Source organism: Pelagibacterium sp. H642 (assembly GCF_031202855.1).
Lineage (GTDB): Bacteria > Pseudomonadota > Alphaproteobacteria > Rhizobiales > Devosiaceae > Pelagibacterium.
Genome location: NZ_CP101829.1, coordinates 1,586,203 through 1,601,468 on the forward strand (window position 1 = coordinate 1,586,203; position 15,266 = coordinate 1,601,468).

The 15,266-nt window shown below is 63.8% G+C and carries 15 protein-coding genes and 1 tRNA gene; 6 read left to right on the forward strand and 10 right to left on the reverse strand.

What is annotated here, in order from left to right; genetic code table 11:
• Position 1: 1 nt before the first annotated feature.
• The 5 genes from NO934_RS07780 to aroA all read right to left on the reverse strand — a co-directional run bounded on the left by NO934_RS07780 (position 2) and on the right by aroA (position 6,873).
• Positions 2-2,212 (reverse strand): 4Fe-4S binding protein, encoded by a 2,211-nt coding sequence (locus NO934_RS07780; RefSeq protein WP_309163329.1) that lies wholly within the window; start codon positions 2,210-2,212, stop codon positions 2-4.
• A 116-nt stretch (positions 2,213-2,328) separates the two neighbouring features.
• Entirely contained in the window at positions 2,329-2,736 is a 408-nt protein-coding gene (locus NO934_RS07785) for a VOC family protein (RefSeq protein ID WP_309163330.1), read from the reverse strand.
• Positions 2,737-2,867: 131 nt separating this feature from the next.
• Positions 2,868-4,571 carry a 30S ribosomal protein S1 gene (rpsA, locus tag NO934_RS07790; RefSeq protein ID WP_309163331.1) on the reverse strand — a complete coding sequence of 568 codons (1,704 nt, stop codon included), beginning with the start codon at positions 4,569-4,571 and terminating at the stop codon, positions 2,868-2,870.
• Between the two features lie 317 nt (positions 4,572-4,888).
• Positions 4,889-5,527 (reverse strand): (d)CMP kinase, encoded by a 639-nt coding sequence (cmk, locus tag NO934_RS07795; protein WP_309163332.1) that lies wholly within the window; start codon positions 5,525-5,527, stop codon positions 4,889-4,891.
• Positions 5,524-6,873 carry a 3-phosphoshikimate 1-carboxyvinyltransferase gene (aroA, locus tag NO934_RS07800; protein WP_309163333.1) on the reverse strand — a complete coding sequence of 450 codons (1,350 nt, stop codon included), beginning with the start codon at positions 6,871-6,873 and terminating at the stop codon, positions 5,524-5,526. Before aroA ends, cmk begins: the two co-directional genes overlap by 4 nt.
• A 248-nt stretch (positions 6,874-7,121) precedes the next feature.
• On the opposite strand from aroA, the gene NO934_RS07805 reads away from it, so the two are divergent.
• The 3 genes from NO934_RS07805 to NO934_RS07815 all read left to right on the forward strand — a co-directional run bounded on the left by NO934_RS07805 (position 7,122) and on the right by NO934_RS07815 (position 8,713).
• Complete coding sequence (locus tag NO934_RS07805; protein ID WP_309163334.1) at positions 7,122-7,550, forward strand: TIGR02300 family protein; 429 nt, start codon at positions 7,122-7,124, stop codon at positions 7,548-7,550.
• Positions 7,551-7,875: 325 nt separating this feature from the next.
• Positions 7,876-7,951: transfer RNA gene (locus tag NO934_RS07810), tRNA-Ala, on the forward strand.
• A 159-nt stretch (positions 7,952-8,110) separates the two neighbouring features.
• A complete protein-coding gene (locus NO934_RS07815) occupies positions 8,111-8,713 on the forward strand; it encodes a YdeI/OmpD-associated family protein (protein WP_309163335.1) in 603 nt (200 codons plus the stop codon).
• On the opposite strand, the gene NO934_RS07820 is transcribed toward NO934_RS07815, so the two are convergent.
• Positions 8,714-10,369 (reverse strand): TadG family pilus assembly protein, encoded by a 1,656-nt coding sequence (locus tag NO934_RS07820; protein WP_309163337.1) that lies wholly within the window; start codon positions 10,367-10,369, stop codon positions 8,714-8,716. It abuts the gene before it with no gap.
• Positions 10,370-10,371: 2 nt separating this feature from the next.
• A complete protein-coding gene (locus NO934_RS07825) occupies positions 10,372-10,776 on the reverse strand; it encodes a pilus assembly protein (RefSeq protein WP_309163338.1) in 405 nt (134 codons plus the stop codon).
• 216 nt (positions 10,777-10,992) lie between these two features.
• On the opposite strand from NO934_RS07825, the gene NO934_RS07830 reads away from it, so the two are divergent.
• Positions 10,993-11,985: an NAD(P)H-binding protein gene (locus NO934_RS07830; protein ID WP_309163340.1), complete on the forward strand. Its 993-nt coding sequence runs from the start codon at positions 10,993-10,995 to the stop codon at positions 11,983-11,985.
• Between the two features lie 4 nt (positions 11,986-11,989).
• Here the strand turns inward: NO934_RS07830 and NO934_RS07835 are convergent, their stop codons facing one another.
• Entirely contained in the window at positions 11,990-12,847 is an 858-nt protein-coding gene (locus NO934_RS07835; RefSeq protein WP_309163341.1) for a glycosyltransferase, read from the reverse strand.
• Between the two features lie 118 nt (positions 12,848-12,965).
• Between NO934_RS07835 and NO934_RS07840 the strand changes: the two genes are divergently transcribed.
• Both NO934_RS07840 and NO934_RS07845 read left to right on the forward strand, forming a co-directional pair.
• Entirely contained in the window at positions 12,966-13,388 is a 423-nt protein-coding gene (locus NO934_RS07840; RefSeq protein WP_309163343.1) for an Hsp20 family protein, read from the forward strand.
• Between the two features lie 13 nt (positions 13,389-13,401).
• Positions 13,402-13,704: a DUF1150 family protein gene (locus tag NO934_RS07845; protein WP_309163345.1), complete on the forward strand. Its 303-nt coding sequence runs from the start codon at positions 13,402-13,404 to the stop codon at positions 13,702-13,704.
• A 179-nt stretch (positions 13,705-13,883) separates the two neighbouring features.
• Here the strand turns inward: NO934_RS07845 and ptsN are convergent, their stop codons facing one another.
• On the reverse strand, positions 13,884-14,351 hold the full coding sequence (gene ptsN / locus NO934_RS07850; RefSeq protein ID WP_309163346.1) for a PTS IIA-like nitrogen regulatory protein PtsN: 468 nt from the start codon (positions 14,349-14,351) through the stop codon (positions 13,884-13,886).
• Positions 14,352-14,510: 159 nt separating this feature from the next.
• A complete protein-coding gene (gene hpf / locus NO934_RS07855; protein ID WP_309163347.1) occupies positions 14,511-15,083 on the reverse strand; it encodes a ribosome hibernation-promoting factor, HPF/YfiA family in 573 nt (190 codons plus the stop codon).
• Between the last annotated feature and the right edge of the window lie 183 nt (positions 15,084-15,266).

Below are 15,266 nucleotides of genomic sequence, written 5' to 3' on the forward strand. Positions count from 1 at the left end.
CTTACACGGTGGCGCCGTTGCGCGTCAGTACCAAGCTCTGGCGCGGCCGGGGATTGGCGGCGCGCTTGCGTCCCTTGCGGGCCCACACAAGCGGCGGGCAGCGGTGATCGTCGTAATATTCCACCTGGCAATCAAGGCACTGGAAGCATTCGGCCATGACGATCCTGCCGCTGGGTTCAATGGCCTTGACCGGGCAGGAGCGCTCGCACAGATGGCAGCCGCCGGTGCCGCATTCGGGGCGGCGCTTCAAGAAAGTGAACAGATGCAACCGGTCGCCCAGGGCGAGGACGCCGCCCAGCGGGCAGAGGAAGCGGCAGAAGAAGCGCTCGGTGAACAGGCCCATGACCAGCAGCACCACCGCATAGGTGACGTAAGGCCAGGGGCGGGTGAAGGCGGAGGTGATCGCCGTCTTGAAGGGTTCGACCTCTTCGACGCTGGCCAGGGCCTCGGGCACGGCGAAGGCGGTGCCCACGATCAGTGCGGCGAGCCCGTATTTGGGCAGCCACATCCAGCGCTGGGCGGCCTGGGACGGGTTCCAGACCGGCAGGCGCAGGAGGCGGGCGATGCGCGAGGTCAATTCCTGCAGGGCGCCGAACGGGCAGAGCCAGCCGCAGAAGACGCCACGGCCGATGAGGAACAGGGACAGCACAACATAGATCGAGATGACCACGATCAGCGGTTCGGCGAGGTAGAAGCCCAGATCGGCGCCTTCGAACGGGGCCTTGAGGTAGTTGACCACATGGACGATTGAGAGCTGGCCGCCGGCGATCCAGCCCAGCCAGACCAGGGTGAAGACCAGAAAGCCGGTACGCACCCAAAGGTGCAGCCGGCGGTTGCGCGAAAGGGGCGCCTGGAAAACGAAGATCAGCGTGAGGGCGACGAGGGCGACGGCGAGGATGGCGAGGTCGACGCCCGAGGCCAGCCAGGCCTCGGCCCAGGGAGGCAGGGGCTCGACGGGGGGCATGAGCACCGCTTCGTCGGGCAATTGGTAGGTGACCGGGAATTGGACCGTATGCTCGACCCCGGCCGCGTCGGTGGCGTGCACCATGAGGACCACGTCAAAGGGGGCCAGGGGATCGAAGCCGGACTCGAGCGGGATGGTGAACACACCCGCATGGCGCACGATGGGGCCGCCCGAACGCTGGACGGACGTGCCCACATGGTCGAAATCGTCTTCGACGAAATCCATCTCGAAATCGCCCTGCACCAGCCGGATGCGCTCGAAGCGGTGACCGTATTCCTCCGATTTGTACTGGCTGCCGATGAAATCATAGTAGCCGCCCGACATCACGGCCACCATCACCACATCCTCGGAGGCTGGTTCGACCACCGACGAATAGGTGCTGGCGGTGATGATGTTGCGGCCGATCAGGGGAGGGGTGGCGAGCCCCACCACAAGCTCGGTGTATCGGGCATCGGCATCGCCGCGGTCGAGAGGCACCTCCATTTGGGCGGGGGTGACGCCTTGTTCGGCCAGCGCCGCGCTTACCTCGCCGAAGGTCACGAGACGAGTGGAGACCGCGCCGATCTCGACGAGCTGTTCCCAATCGAGGAAGGAAAAGCCCAGCCGGTCGATCATCGGCTCGGTGATCGGCGGGCGCGGGTCGTTGGCGCGCAGCACGACCCGGCCGGCATCCATGATGCCGGCGCGCATATTGCGGGCCGAAATGGTGGTGCCTTGCACGAAATCGGGGGTGAGCGGCGCCTCTACGGTCCCGTCGACCGGATGACCGATATGGGCCTCAAGAAATTCCTCGAGGCGGTCGACGCGCTGGGGGAAGCCCTGAAGATAAGGGTCGTGGTGCCGGATGACGCGGGCACCGGTGAGGTTGCCGGCCAGATCCATGCCGACAATGGCGTCAAAGGGCGTGGGCGAATAGCTGCGGGCCCGCACCACATCGAGGGTGGAAAACAGATACCCCACAAGCTCCTCGCCGCTGTAGACGCGCATATGGGGCGGGGCGCCCTCGGCAAGCTCGAAGCGGTCGGCCTCGGGAAAGAGAGTCTGGCGGATCTCGCTGGTGGCACGGGCTTCGAGCGGCCGACTGGCCTGCGCCCAGGCGCTGCCCGCGAGCGCCAGGACAAGGAGCGCGAGAATCGGGGCGAGACAGAACCACCGGCGCGCAAGGTGCGCGGCACCGCCGTTCAGCCCCATGATCGACCTGACGCGGCTGCCAGCCGGAAACGCCATTCCCGCCGCACGCAATACCATAGACTTCCTCCCACCCGACCGGCTGCTTGTCGCGCCTGATCGAGTCCTAGAATCCTATGGCTAGCATTGCCGTCACCGACCGGCAAGGCAACGTATGCGTGAACGCGTTGGCCCGGTCAGCCTGCGGCCGGGGAATCGATCACCCAGGCGACCCCGAAACGATCCATGGTCATGCCGAAGCCTTGCGACCATGATTGCGGCTCGAAGGCCATGAGCACATCGCCGCCTTCGGACAGGGCATTGAAGATGGCGCGCGCCTGGTCGACCGAATCGGCCGAGACGGTGACGCTATAGCCCTTGCGGCCGGAAAAATCCTGCATGTCCTGGCCCATCAGCGCCTGATCGCCGATGTCGATCCAGGCATGGACGATGCGGTCGAGGCGGTCTTCGGGCACGCCTTCGGCCATTTCGGGCATGTCGCGGTTGCTGATCATGGCGCGGATCTCGCCGCCGAGGATCTTGGCGTAGGTGGTGAAGGCCTCGCGGCAATCGCCGTCGAAATCGATATTGGCAACGACTTTCATTTCCAGTTCCTCCTTATGCTCAACACCAAGCTTAACACAGGCATTCGCACATGAATGTGACTTGCGTTGCGCAAACAAAAAGGGCCCGCGCCATAGCGCGAGCCCCATAAGGTCGGTGCGTCTAAAAACGCTTACTTCTTGTCCTGGCCCTTGAGGGCTGCGCCAAGAATGTCGCCCAGCGAAGCGCCGGCGTCCGAGGAACCGTACTGAGCGACGGCTTCCTTTTCCTCGGCGATTTCGAGCGCCTTGATCGAAAGACCGATGCGGCGGGTCTTCTTGTCGAACTGAGTGATGCGGGCATCGACCTTTTCGCCGACGGCGAAACGCTCGGGGCGCTGGTCTTCGCGGTCACGGGAGAGATCCGAACGGCGGATGAAGGCCGTCAGGTCCGTGTCGGCGATGCGAACCTCGATGCCACCATCAGTGATGGCGGTGACCTCAGAGGTGACGATCGCACCCTTGCGCAGTCCGTCAGAGCCGGTTGCCGCAGCTTCGAAGCTGTCGGTGCCGAGCTGCTTGATACCGAGGGAAATGCGTTCCTTTTCGATATCGACGTCGAGAACCTTAGCCTTGACGATATCGCCACGGTTGTAGTCCTCAAGCGCTTCTTCGCCCGGACGGTTCCAGTCGAGGTCGGAGAGGTGAACCATGCCGTCCACATCGCCGTCCAGACCAATGAACAGGCCGAATTCGGTCTTGTTCTTGACTTCGCCTTCGATTTCCGAGCCCACCGGGAACTTGTCGGCAAAGCTTTCCCACGGATTGGCGAGGGTCTGCTTGAGACCAAGCGAGATGCGGCGCTTTTCGGGATCGACCTCGAGGACGACCACTTCGACTTCCTGGGAGGTCGAGACGATCTTGCCCGGATGGACGTTCTTTTTGGTCCAGCTCATTTCCGAGACGTGGATCAGGCCTTCGATGCCCGGCTCGAGCTCGACGAACGCACCATAGTCGGTGATGTTGGTCACGCGGCCAGTGAACTTGGCATTGACCGGGTATTTGGCGGCGATGCCTTCCCAGGGATCGGCCTGGAGCTGCTTCATGCCCAGCGAAATGCGGTGGCTTTCCTGGTTGACGCGGATGATCTGGACCTTGATGGTCTCACCGATCGAGAGAACCTCATTGGGGTGGTTCACGCGACGCCATGCGATGTCGGTGACGTGCAGCAGGCCGTCGATGCCGCCCAGGTCAACGAACGCACCGTAATCGGTGATGTTCTTGACCACGCCCTCGACCACCTGGCCCTCTTCGAGCTGCTGGACGATTTCGCTACGCTGCTCGGCGCGGCTTTCCTCGAGGATGGCGCGGCGCGAGACGACGATGTTGCCACGGCGCTTGTCCATCTTCAAAATCTGGAAGGGCTGGGGCACGTTCATCAGCGGAGCGATGTCGCGGATGGGGCGGATATCGACCTGCGAGCGCGGCAAGAAGGCCACGGCGCCGTCGAGATCGACGGTGAAACCGCCCTTGACCTGGTTGAAGATCTGCCCTTCGACCTTCTCGTTCTTTTCATAGAGGGCTTCGAGGCGGACCCAGCTCTCTTCACGGCGGGCCTTCTCACGGGAGAGGACGGCCTCGCCCATCGCGTTTTCCACGCGGTCGACATAGACTTCGACTTCGGACCCGACGTCGATGGTGCCGTCACGGCCGGCGGCGCCGAATTCCTTGAGCGGCACGCGGCCTTCGGTCTTCAGGCCCACGTCGATGATGGCGAGGTCCTTTTCGATGGCGACGACCTTGCCTTTGACAACGGTGCCCTCGACGGGATCGATGTCCTGGAAGCTCTCAAGCAGGAGCTGTTCGAAATCTTCAGCGGATGCTGTTTGGTTAGCCATTAAATCTCCATTCCGGCGGAGCCGGAATCTGGGGGGTTAGGGGTTGACGATGTTTGGTTGGGCAGGGGATCCGAAATTTCTCGACGACGGCGCGCGCAGCAAAGGCTGCTCCCTTCATCCGACCGCTTCGCGGCCACCTTCTCCCCAGAGGGGCGAAGGAAATCCGGGGCTTGCCAAGGTCTCTGCTCCCTCGCCCCTCTGGAGAGAGGGCCGGGTGAGGGGAGGCCAAGAACACATTCTTGTCGATGAACTTCAGCGTCCAGCAAAAAGCGTGACCGGCCCAACCCCTGCAAATTTGGATTTCACGACCTCGAATTTCAAGGCGTGGATTTGCGGGCGATGGCCGCCGTAACTTCCGCGATGGCTGCCGTAATGGCGGCTTCTATAGCCAAATTGGTGGTATCGAGCAAGACCGCATCGGCGGCGGGGCGGAAACCGCCATGAGGGGCGGCGGCGTCGCGGGCATCGCGGGCCTCGATATCGGCCAGGAGCTTGTCGCGATCGACGGCCTGCCCACGCGCTTCGAGCTGGCGGGCGCGGCGATCGGCGCGGACCCTGGCATCGGCGACGATAAACAGCTTGGCATCGGCCTCGGGCGCGATCACCGTGCCGATATCGCGGCCATCGAGCACGGCGCCGCTTGGTTGGGTGGCAAAATCGCGCTGGGCGGCAAACAGCGCCTGCCGTACGCCGGGAAACACCGCGATCCTGGAGGCAAGAATGCCCACCTCGGCCCCTAAAAGAAATTCGGGATCGACACCGGTGAGATCGAGCAGTTGGGCGGCACGGGTGGCGCGGGCCTCGATGTCGGGGGCGTCGATATGGGCCTTAACCTCGAGCCCCACGGCACGATAGAGCAGGCCGGTATCGAGATGGGGGAGGTTGAAATGCCGGCCCAGGGCGGCCGCGATGGTGCCCTTGCCCGAGGCTGCCGGCCCATCGACGGCGATGATCATGCGGCATCCTCCGCAGCCGAGAAGCCGGCTCCCAGGCGGGTAAAATCGGCCTCGAAACTGGGAAAGCTCGTGGCGATCATCCTGTCGTCATCGACGGTGACCGGCTTGTCGGAAGCCAGGCCCATGACGAGGAAGCTCATGGCGATGCGGTGGTCGAGATGGGTCGCGACAGTGCCTCCGCCGGGAACGGCGCCCTTGCCCTGGACAATGAGGAAATCATGGCCTTCCTCGCAGGCAACGCCATTGGCCTCCAGCCCGCGGGCGACGGCGGCGAGGCGGTCGGATTCCTTCACGCGCAACTCCTCGATGCCAACCATCTCGGTGGGCCCCTCGGCGAAGGCGGCGGCAACGGCAAGGACGGGGTATTCGTCGATCATCGAGGGGGCGCGCTCGGCGGGCACGGCGACGCCCTTCAAACGCGACGCCTTGACCCGCAGGTCGGCGATATCCTCGCCGCCTGAAGTACGACGGTTTTCGATGGCAATATCGCCGCCCATTTCGATGAGCGTTTCGATCAGCCCGGTACGGGTAGGGTTCATGAGGACGTTTTCGATGACCACTTCCGAGCCGGGGACGATCAGCGCCGCGACCAGCGGGAAGCCGGCCGAGGACGGGTCGCCAGGAACGATCAGCTCCTGGGCCTTCAATTCGGGCAGGCCCTCGACCCGGATGGTGCGCACGCCTTCAGCGTCGGTTTCGATCGAGATATCGGCACCAAACCCTTCGAGCATCTTTTCGGTATGGTCGCGGGTCATGATCGGTTCGACGACGGTCGTGGTGCCGGGGATCACGAGGCCAGCCAGCAGAACACAGGATTTGACCTGAGCCGAGGCCATGGGCACGCGATAATTGACCAGAACCGGTTCGGCGGCGCCACGCAGCGCGATGGGAAGCTTGTTGTCGTGATGTTCGACCACTTCGACGCCGATGGCGCGCAGCGGATCGAGCACGCGCTTCATGGGGCGGGCCGAGAGCGAGGCATCGCCGGTAAAACGGGTGACGAAGGGATAGGTCCCGACCAGGCCCATGGTGAGACGCACGCCGGTGCCGGCATTGCCGAAATCGAGATCGGTCCGCGGCGCGAGAAAGCCGCCCACGCCCAGCCCATCGATCTGCCATGTCTCGCCGGTCTTTTCGACCTTGGCGCCCAGGGCCTGCATGGCCCTTCCGGTGGCCAGGACATCCTCGCCTTCGAGCAGGCCCGTGACCGTGGTGCGGCCCAGCGCCATGGCCCCGAACATCATGGCTCGATGGGAAATCGACTTATCCCCAGGCACCCTTATGGTTCCCGAAAGGGCGCCGCGATGGTGGCTGGCGCGCGGGCGGGGCGGAAGAGCATGGGACATGGCTTGGAGACCCGAGTAAACTGAAGTGCGGAACGGGCCGGGCTTAGCATGATCGAAACCGGCTGCCAACGCCGCCCGCGCGTGCGCGCATTTTGCGTTTGACACGGCCAAAAATTTCACGCTAACCGGTCGATCCGAATGGAGCCGCCCTTTTCATGACAGGGCCTTGCGCCAGATATGACGTGGCGTCCGCCCAAGCGGGCGCACCAGACTTAACCCTACAGCATCTGACAAAATGGGGAATTGCCTTGGCCAGTGACGAACGCGGTACCAAGCGGACATGCCCGGTGACGGGCAAGAAATTCTATGACCTCAACAAGGATCCCGTGGTCTCGCCTTATACCGGCAAGTCCTATCCCTTGAGCTTTTTTGAAGCGGCCCAGGAAAAGGCCGCCGTCAAGTTCGGCGCCAAATCGCGCAAGGACGAAGACGAGGACGAGGACGAAATCGAACAAGCCGATGTGGACGTGGCCGCCGAAGAGGCTGGCGCCGAAGTCATCTCGCTCGATGATGCCGAAGACAGCGACGAGGACAATGGCGACGACGATCTCGCCGATGTCGAGGATGTCGAGGTCGACGAAGAGCTGGGCGGGGACGACGACGACACGTTCCTGGAAACCGACGACGAAGACGACGAGATCGATTTCGACGTCGAGGTGGACGAGGACGAGCGGTAGTTTTTCTGCCTCACAGGCCGCACCGCGAAAGCCATGGCGGGCTAAACCGCCCTATGGCTTTCGCTGGCCCTCCGGCGGGGCGCGCGAAACGTCGCGTGGGGTCCTCGGCTTCGCCTTGTCCAATTTGCCTCACGGGCCGCGCCTGCGGCTCGTCCTTACGGTACTTTCCGGAGGACTCGGGCGGTTTTTCAGGGCTCATGAAAAATTTGCGACGCTGGATGATTTTTGCTCTTGCGTCGCAAAACACTTCTCACTAGGTTCCGCCCGTTCGCACGGGGACGCCGCGTGAACCACCCAGGGCCGCCAAGCGCGGCGCCGATCTGATGGGGCCATAGCTCAGCTGGGAGAGCGCCTGCATGGCATGCAGGAGGTCAGCGGTTCGATCCCGCTTGGCTCCACCATTCGCTTTCCAATGATTGTGATCCTGGCAGACGTTCGCGATGCGAATGGTTTGTTTTGCCTCACGGGCCGCTCCGCGCGTCCCAAAGTGGTCCACTCGATATCTGGTGCTTGCACCGGGTGCCGCAGCGGGTAGGCTGGCGATCTCTAAGGAGTTGCCAATGCCGCCCGTCATTCCCGATCCGGAAAAGATCCGTCCGTTCGTCGATTTCAAGGCATTCTACGACTGGCTGGCCCAGCATGGGGCCGAGTGGGACGAGGTGTGGGTGCAGTTCTACAAGAAGGCGTCGGGTCTGCCCACGCTTTCCTACGAGGATGCGGTGCGGGCGGGGCTGTGCTGGGGGTGGATCGACGGGATCAAGAAAAAGCATGACGAGGTATCGTTCGTCTTGCGCTTTACCCCGCGGCGCAAAAAATCGATCTGGAGCCGGATCAACACGCGGCATGCCGAAAATCTGATCGAAGAGGGGCTGATGCGCGAGCCCGGCCTCATCCAGATCGCAGCGGCAAAAGCCGATGGGCGCTGGGAGGCCGCCTATGCCTCGGGAGCCGAGTTCACCATGCCCGAGGATTTCGTGCGCGCGGTCGAGGCCGACCCGGCGGCGCTCGAAATCTACAAGACGCTCAACAGGGCCAATCTCTTTGCGCTGGCGTTTCGCATCAACAACGCCAAGAAGGCCGAGACGCGGGTGCGCAATATCGAGAAATTCGTCGCCATGCTGGCCAGGGGCGAGACGCTACACCCCAATGGGAAGGGCAAATAGCTATTGCACCAGCGCCGCGTTGCGGCAATCGAAGCCGTGCAGCGCCACATCGACCTCGCCGATGCCGATGCCCAGAACATCGAGGATGGCGACCAGCACGTGATCGAGCACGCCGATCACCGGCGCGATGAGGGCAGAGACGGTACCGAGCAGCCCCGAGAGCAGCCCGCCGAGGAGATTGATGCCGATGATTTCGAGATCGAGCTCGAGATCGGAAAGAAGCGAGGTGGTGAGCCCTGATAGCGGCGTCGCGGTGCGGGCGGTGTAAACCTTGCCCGCTACGACATCGGCGGCGGTGAAATGGAGGGGGACCGGGCTGGTCTGGGACATGGAGACGTCCGCATAAGCCGTGACGCGCACCAGGCCGCCCAGGAGCGAGAGAATTGTGGTCTTTTCGATGGCCAATGGCCGGCGCGTATCGCGGAAAGACGGCTGGGCGGTGTGGCCCACCGCGAGGCGCAGGACGCCGGGGCGCGCGGCGACGGTGGCGCGGCCCAGATCGGGGCGGCCGGGCGGGCAGGTGAGGCTGGCCAGATGGGCTTCGGCCGGGGCCAGTTCGACATAGACCGGCAGCCTGACCGAGAGCAGGCCCAGATCGGCATCGTTCTCGAGCAGGGAAATATCGAGCCGCAGGCGGGTTTGCGCCGTGCGCAGATAGGCGCCCTCGCCCGAAAGGGTGAACCAGCCGCCCTGGGGCGGCTCGCCGATGACCAGATCGACATCGATGCCGGTGAGGCCGGCGACGTTGAGGCCGAGATCGAGGCTGACATGGCGCTCGCCATCCGCCACCAAGGCGGCGGCGGTCAAAAGGCCCAGCGCATCGACACTGGCCTCGACGGCCGCGGAGGTGCCGAGGGCGAGGTTGGCGAGACCATCGGCCACGATGAGGCGCGCCATGTCGACCGTGATGGAATCATCGATCAGGCCCGCCAGTTCGAGCAGCACGGCGTTGTTGCCGGCGGCCGAGGCGAGGGCGACCCCGATATCACCCAGGCTCACTTGCGTGTCGAGCAGGTCCGAATAAGTGCCTGCCGTCAGCCCCAATTCGAGGGCCAGAGCATCGAGGAAATCGAGCAGCCCGACATCGAGGCCGACGATCTGGTCGTAGTCCATGAGCGAGAGGGAGATTTCCCCGCCCAGAAGGCCTCCCAGAATGACGTTGAGCAGACCATCGTTGAGGCTGGCGAGGCGCGAGCCGATGGACCAGGCGGCCATGGGGGTGGCGCTGGCGGTGGCTGAGACGCCCAGGGTAGGGGATTGAAGGCCGAAGATCGAAGCGAAATGGACGCGGCCGGGGTGGCGCAGGGTGACGCGGGCGGCGTTGGCCGGGCCGGTATCGGGGGCGAACCGGTCGGCAGGAACCATGTTCGGATCGGGGGTGTAATGACCGGTCTGAACGAGAACGGTTGGCGGCAGGGGATCATAGCCGGCATCGAGCAGCGCCCGCTCGACGCGCTCGGCGGCATTGGCGGGATCGCCGGCGGCGTAAATGGCGGCAAGATCGGCGGCCGATTGCAGGCGGCGCTTTTCGAGATGAAGGGAAGCCTCATCCACCGCCAGGGCGGCAACGCCGATGAGGATCGGGGCCATGGCGGCGAAAAGCGTTGCGACATTGGCGCGGATGTCGATGGCGAGGCGGTGGAGGAGCGCCAGCATCGTCAAACCCCGCCATTGCGGATGGTGGAGGAAAAGGCGATGCGGCTGTCGGGCAGGGGAAGCGGGGGATAGAGGTTCCAGATGGGCAGCGCGGAAGCGTCATAGGAGAGGCTGACCAGGAACTGGTCCGGGTCGACGGGACTGGGGGCGGCGGCGAGGATGAGCCGGTCGGGATCGAGAAGGACATAGGCGCCGCCATTGTTGGCGACAAAGGCTTCCACGAGGGCGGTGCGTTCGGTGCCGGTCAGCCCGGCCACCGCAGCGCGGGCGGCATCGGCGGCCAGTTGCTGAACCGCATGGGCGGCCCCGAAATAGATGCCATAGGCCAGGGCGCCGAAGACCAGCAGCAGGAACACTGGCGCGATGAGGGCGAATTCGACCGCCGATGCCCCATGGCGGTCGCTCACAAATCTCCAGCGTCGTTTCCGCGGCATTTGTCCGCCCCCTCACGCCAATTCGGCCCCGATCATCGGATGCGGCGATGTGCGGCGGAGTTTATGGGAGCGTGGGTAGAAATCCGCAGAGCATGAAAAAAAGTTTCAACCTAAGCGGAAAGTTTTGGCAATTTTCTTTAAGGTGCTACCGCCCCATCCTTTGTCCATCACGGACAAGGAGTTGAACCTATGGACAGGCAAAGGACGGCATTGGTGTTGGGCGCCACGGGCGGCGTGGGCGGAGCGATCGCCAAGGCGCTGGTGGCAAAGGGTTGGGCGGTGCGCGGCATGGTTCGCGACCCTGCCGCAGCGCAAGCGAAAGGGCTGGCGGGAATCGGCTGGGTCAAGGGCGACGCCACTGTGCGCGGCGATGTGGTCGCGGCGGCCGAGGGTGTCTCGGTCATCGTTCATGCGGTGAACCCGCCGGGCTATCGCGATTGGGACAAGGTGGTGCTGCCGATGATCGACAACACCATCGCCGCTGCCAGGGCGGCGGGCGGGGCGCGCGTGGTGTTGCCGGGGACCGTCTACAATTTCGATCCGGCGACGACGCCGCTGTTGTCCGCGAACAGCCCGCAACGGCCCAAAAGCCACAAGGGCAAGATCCGCGCCGAGATGGAGGCGCGGCTGGAGCGGGCGGCGCCGGAGGTGCCGAGCCTGATCCTTAGGGCGGGCGACTTCTTCGGCCCCGAGGCGCGCTCGAGCTGGTTCGGGCAGGCCATGGTGGCGCCGGGCAAGCCGGTCAGCCGCATCGTCAACGTGGCGCGCGGGGCGGGGCATAGCTGGGCGTATCTGCCCGACCTTGCAGAGACGTTCGCACTGCTGCTCGAGAGCCGCGAAAGGCTAGAGCCCTTCGAGCGGGTCCAGTTCGAGGGATTTTACGATGCCGATGGCCGGGGAATGATCGCAGCGATCGAGCGTGTCGTGGGACGCGAGCTGCCGGTTCGCCGCTTTCCCTGGTGGGTGATGCGGCTGCTCTCCCCGTTCGGCGGCTTTCCCCGTGAAGCGGCCGACATTGCCGCGATCTGGAGCCACCCCATGCGGCTCGACAACGGCCGGCTGGTGGAGCTGCTGGGGGCCGAGCCGCGCACCCCGCTCGATACCGCCATGCGCGACACGCTGGTTGCCATGGGCTGCATCGATCGTAGCGACCCGCGCGCCACCGCGTTGCTCAGCGCCTAATGCTTCAAACCCGCGTCCCGGCGGCCATGAGCAGCGGTTCGAGATGATCCTCGAACAGATCGGGCGGAATGGCACCGGGGCGCGGGGCATAGCTTTGCTCGGCGTCGAGCGAGATGGCGAGGAAACGGTCGATGCCGGCCATGCCGTCCGGGTCGGCGAGGGGATAGAAGCCATCGGCGAGGCGCCGGCGCAGCTCGCGCTTGGTGGCCACCATGCGCTCGGTGACGCCGGGACCATTGGAGACCGAGACGGGCATTTTCACATAGTCATGGAGCGGCGTCCCGACGTGAAAACAGGCCGGAACCGTGGCGAAGATCTTCAGGAGAAAATCGAGATCGGTCATGCAGGGCAGGGACGGATCGTAGCGCGGATCGGCGCGGCGGCGGTCATGGACCAGCATCGAATCCATGGAAAAATTGACGAATTTGTACCGTCCGGGGGTCAGAAGCCGATCCTCGCCCCTGGCGATATGGCGCAGGTGAGTGCCGTCGGAGAGCGTCACATCGAGCCCGCAGGAGGCCAGCCCGTGCCGGGCGGCGAGTGGGACCATAATGGCCAGCTTTTCGCTCTTAAACGCGTCATCGGCATCAAGGACCGCGGCGATGGGATAGCGCGCCGCATCGAGCCCCATATTGCGGGCCGGGGGCGAACCGCCGCCGATCAACCCCGATTCGAGATGGCGAATGCGCGGATCGGCGATGCCGGCGCGGCCCAGAACGGCCTCATAATCGCAGCCATCGTCGGATATGATGATCAATTCGAAGTGAGAATGGGTCTGGGCGAGCGCGGCGGCCACGGCGCGGGCGATGGTCGCCTGCGCCCTATAGGCGGGCATGATGATCGATACGGGCTCGTCGCGCACTATCGCTTCCCTTGAACGGTTCGGCCCAAAACCCATATCATAGGCAATCGGCGAAAGGCGCCTATGATAGGGCCAACGCCGCAATATGTTGCTTGGGTATCAAGGACATGAACGACCGATGACACGGGTATCGCTGTTTTCCGCCCCCTTCCTTTTGGGCTTCGATACGTTTGAAGAGCGTTTCGACCGGCTGCAACGCGCTTCCGAAGGCTATCCTCCCTACAATATCGAGCGGGTGACCGCCGAGAACGGGGACGAGACCTACAGGATCGCCATTGCGGTTGCCGGGTTCGCTCGTAACGATCTGGAAGTGATTGGGGAGGATAATCAGCTCATCGTGCGGGGCCGGCAGACCGAAGATGGTGCGCGCCAATACCTGCATCGCGGCATAGCCGCCAGGCAGTTCCAGCGCACCTTCCTGCTTGCCGAAGGCATGAGGATAGAGGGTGCCGAACTGAAAGACGGCCTCCTCGTTATCACCGTATACCGGCCCGTCACCGAACCGGTGACCCGCCGTATCGACATCAGGTCGGTCGAGTAGAAAGGTATGCGTTATGAACAAACCGATTGAAAAAACAGCGTTCACCGACGCCCATCTCGGCGTCTCGGCCGAACCCTTGCGCGCGCTGACGGCGGCGCAGTTTGCCGCGCTGGGCGCGGGCGACATCGTTTTCTGGAAGCAGATGGATGCCGGCGATCTCGTCGACTTCATCCCCCAGGCGGCCATGGCTCCCGCCGATCAGAGACTCGAACTCCTGATGAGCGCCGATGGCGCTCCGGTGCTTATCGCTGATTCACGTGAAGCGATCATGGACTGGATCGAGGGCCACGAGGTGCGGCTGGCCACTTTGCATTGATTTTGTCTCACGGCGCGCACCGCTGCGGGCATGACGGCGCTAAAACCGCGCCTATGCCCTCCGCTGCGCCTGCGACGGCGCGGCCGAAAAGTCGGCCGGGATCCTCGCTCCGCTCGTTCTTGCGGTGGTTTCGGACGCTGGAAATGAAAAGGCCGCCTCAAGGGCGGCCTTTTTGATTCTTACGCGGCGTGGGTGGCTTCGAGCGGGGTTGTGAGGATATCGCGAAGCTTGTCGACTTCCTTGGTGGTGCGCAGCTTTTCCACCACGCCATCGGCACGCAGCAGGCGCGCCACGCGGCTCAGGGCCTTCAAATGATCGGCGCCCGAGCCCTCGGGCGCCAGCAGCATCACCACGAGATCCACCGGCTGATCGTCCACCGCATCGAAATCGATGGGCTGGGCCAGACGCACGAACAGCGCCGTGACGTGAGGCAAGCCCTTGATCTTGCCGTGCGGGATGGCGATGCCATTGCCCAGCCCGGTCGAGCCGAGTTGCTCGCGATTCTGGAGCGTTTCGAAGACCAACTGGGCGTCCAGCCCGGTGAGTTCGGCAGCGCGATCGGCCAAAAGCTGGAGAAGCTGGCGTTTGCTCGCGACCTTAGCGCAGGCGATGATAGAGTCCTGCGACAGAATGTCAGCAAGTTCCATTTAACAAACCTTTGGAGTTGTTTTCGCGTCTATGACGGCCGTGCAATCCGTGCTGCGCCCGCACCATGACCAATTGTCCTTTACAAGAGGTTGGGGGCGTTTTCATTGTTCGTCGCGCTCCATGGCGAAAACCATCGCCTCGAAACGCTCCATCGCGCGTCATGTCTCTGACAGGGCCGGATCAATCCATCCGATATTCCCGTCGGGGCGGCGGTAAACCACATTCATGCCGCCGTGTCCAGCATGGCGGAACACAATTACGTCGGATTGGGCCAGGTCGAGTTCCATGACGGCTTCGCCCACGCTCATGGTGCGAAGGTTCTGCGTGGTCTCGGCAATGACGGGGGGCGCGAAATCCTCGTCGAGTTCGATATCGTCGCTCGGGGCGGCCAGCACATAGGCGGCATAGCCGCCATCGCCGCTTCCATTGACCAGGCGCCGGTGATTCTTGAGCTTGCGCTTGTAGCGCCGCAGGCGCTTTTCGATATGGGTCGCCATATCCTCATAGGCGGCCGTGGCATCATTGGCCGAGGCGGAAGCCTGAAGCACGATGCCGGTATCGAGATGGATCATGCAATCGGCGCGGTAGCCGATTCCCTCCGGCTCGAGGGTCAGATGGCCGTCATATCCACCATCGAAATACTTGCCGACCACGGCGTCGAAGCGTTCGGTGGCCGTGCCCCTCAATGCATCGCCGACGTCCATGTTTTTGCCAGATACACGCAAGCTCATGATGGCCTCCTGGTCTGGTTGCGGATGCCCGGCAAGGGACTTGGGCCCAACGGTGCCGGGCAGGGCGAGTCTAGACCCCTTCGCGGGCCCTTGGCAATCGCAAGAGAAATCGCATCGGGGAATTTGGCCCACCGGTGGATAACCATGAGGGCAAGGCCGGCGTTCCGCCCCGGCACGCAAAAT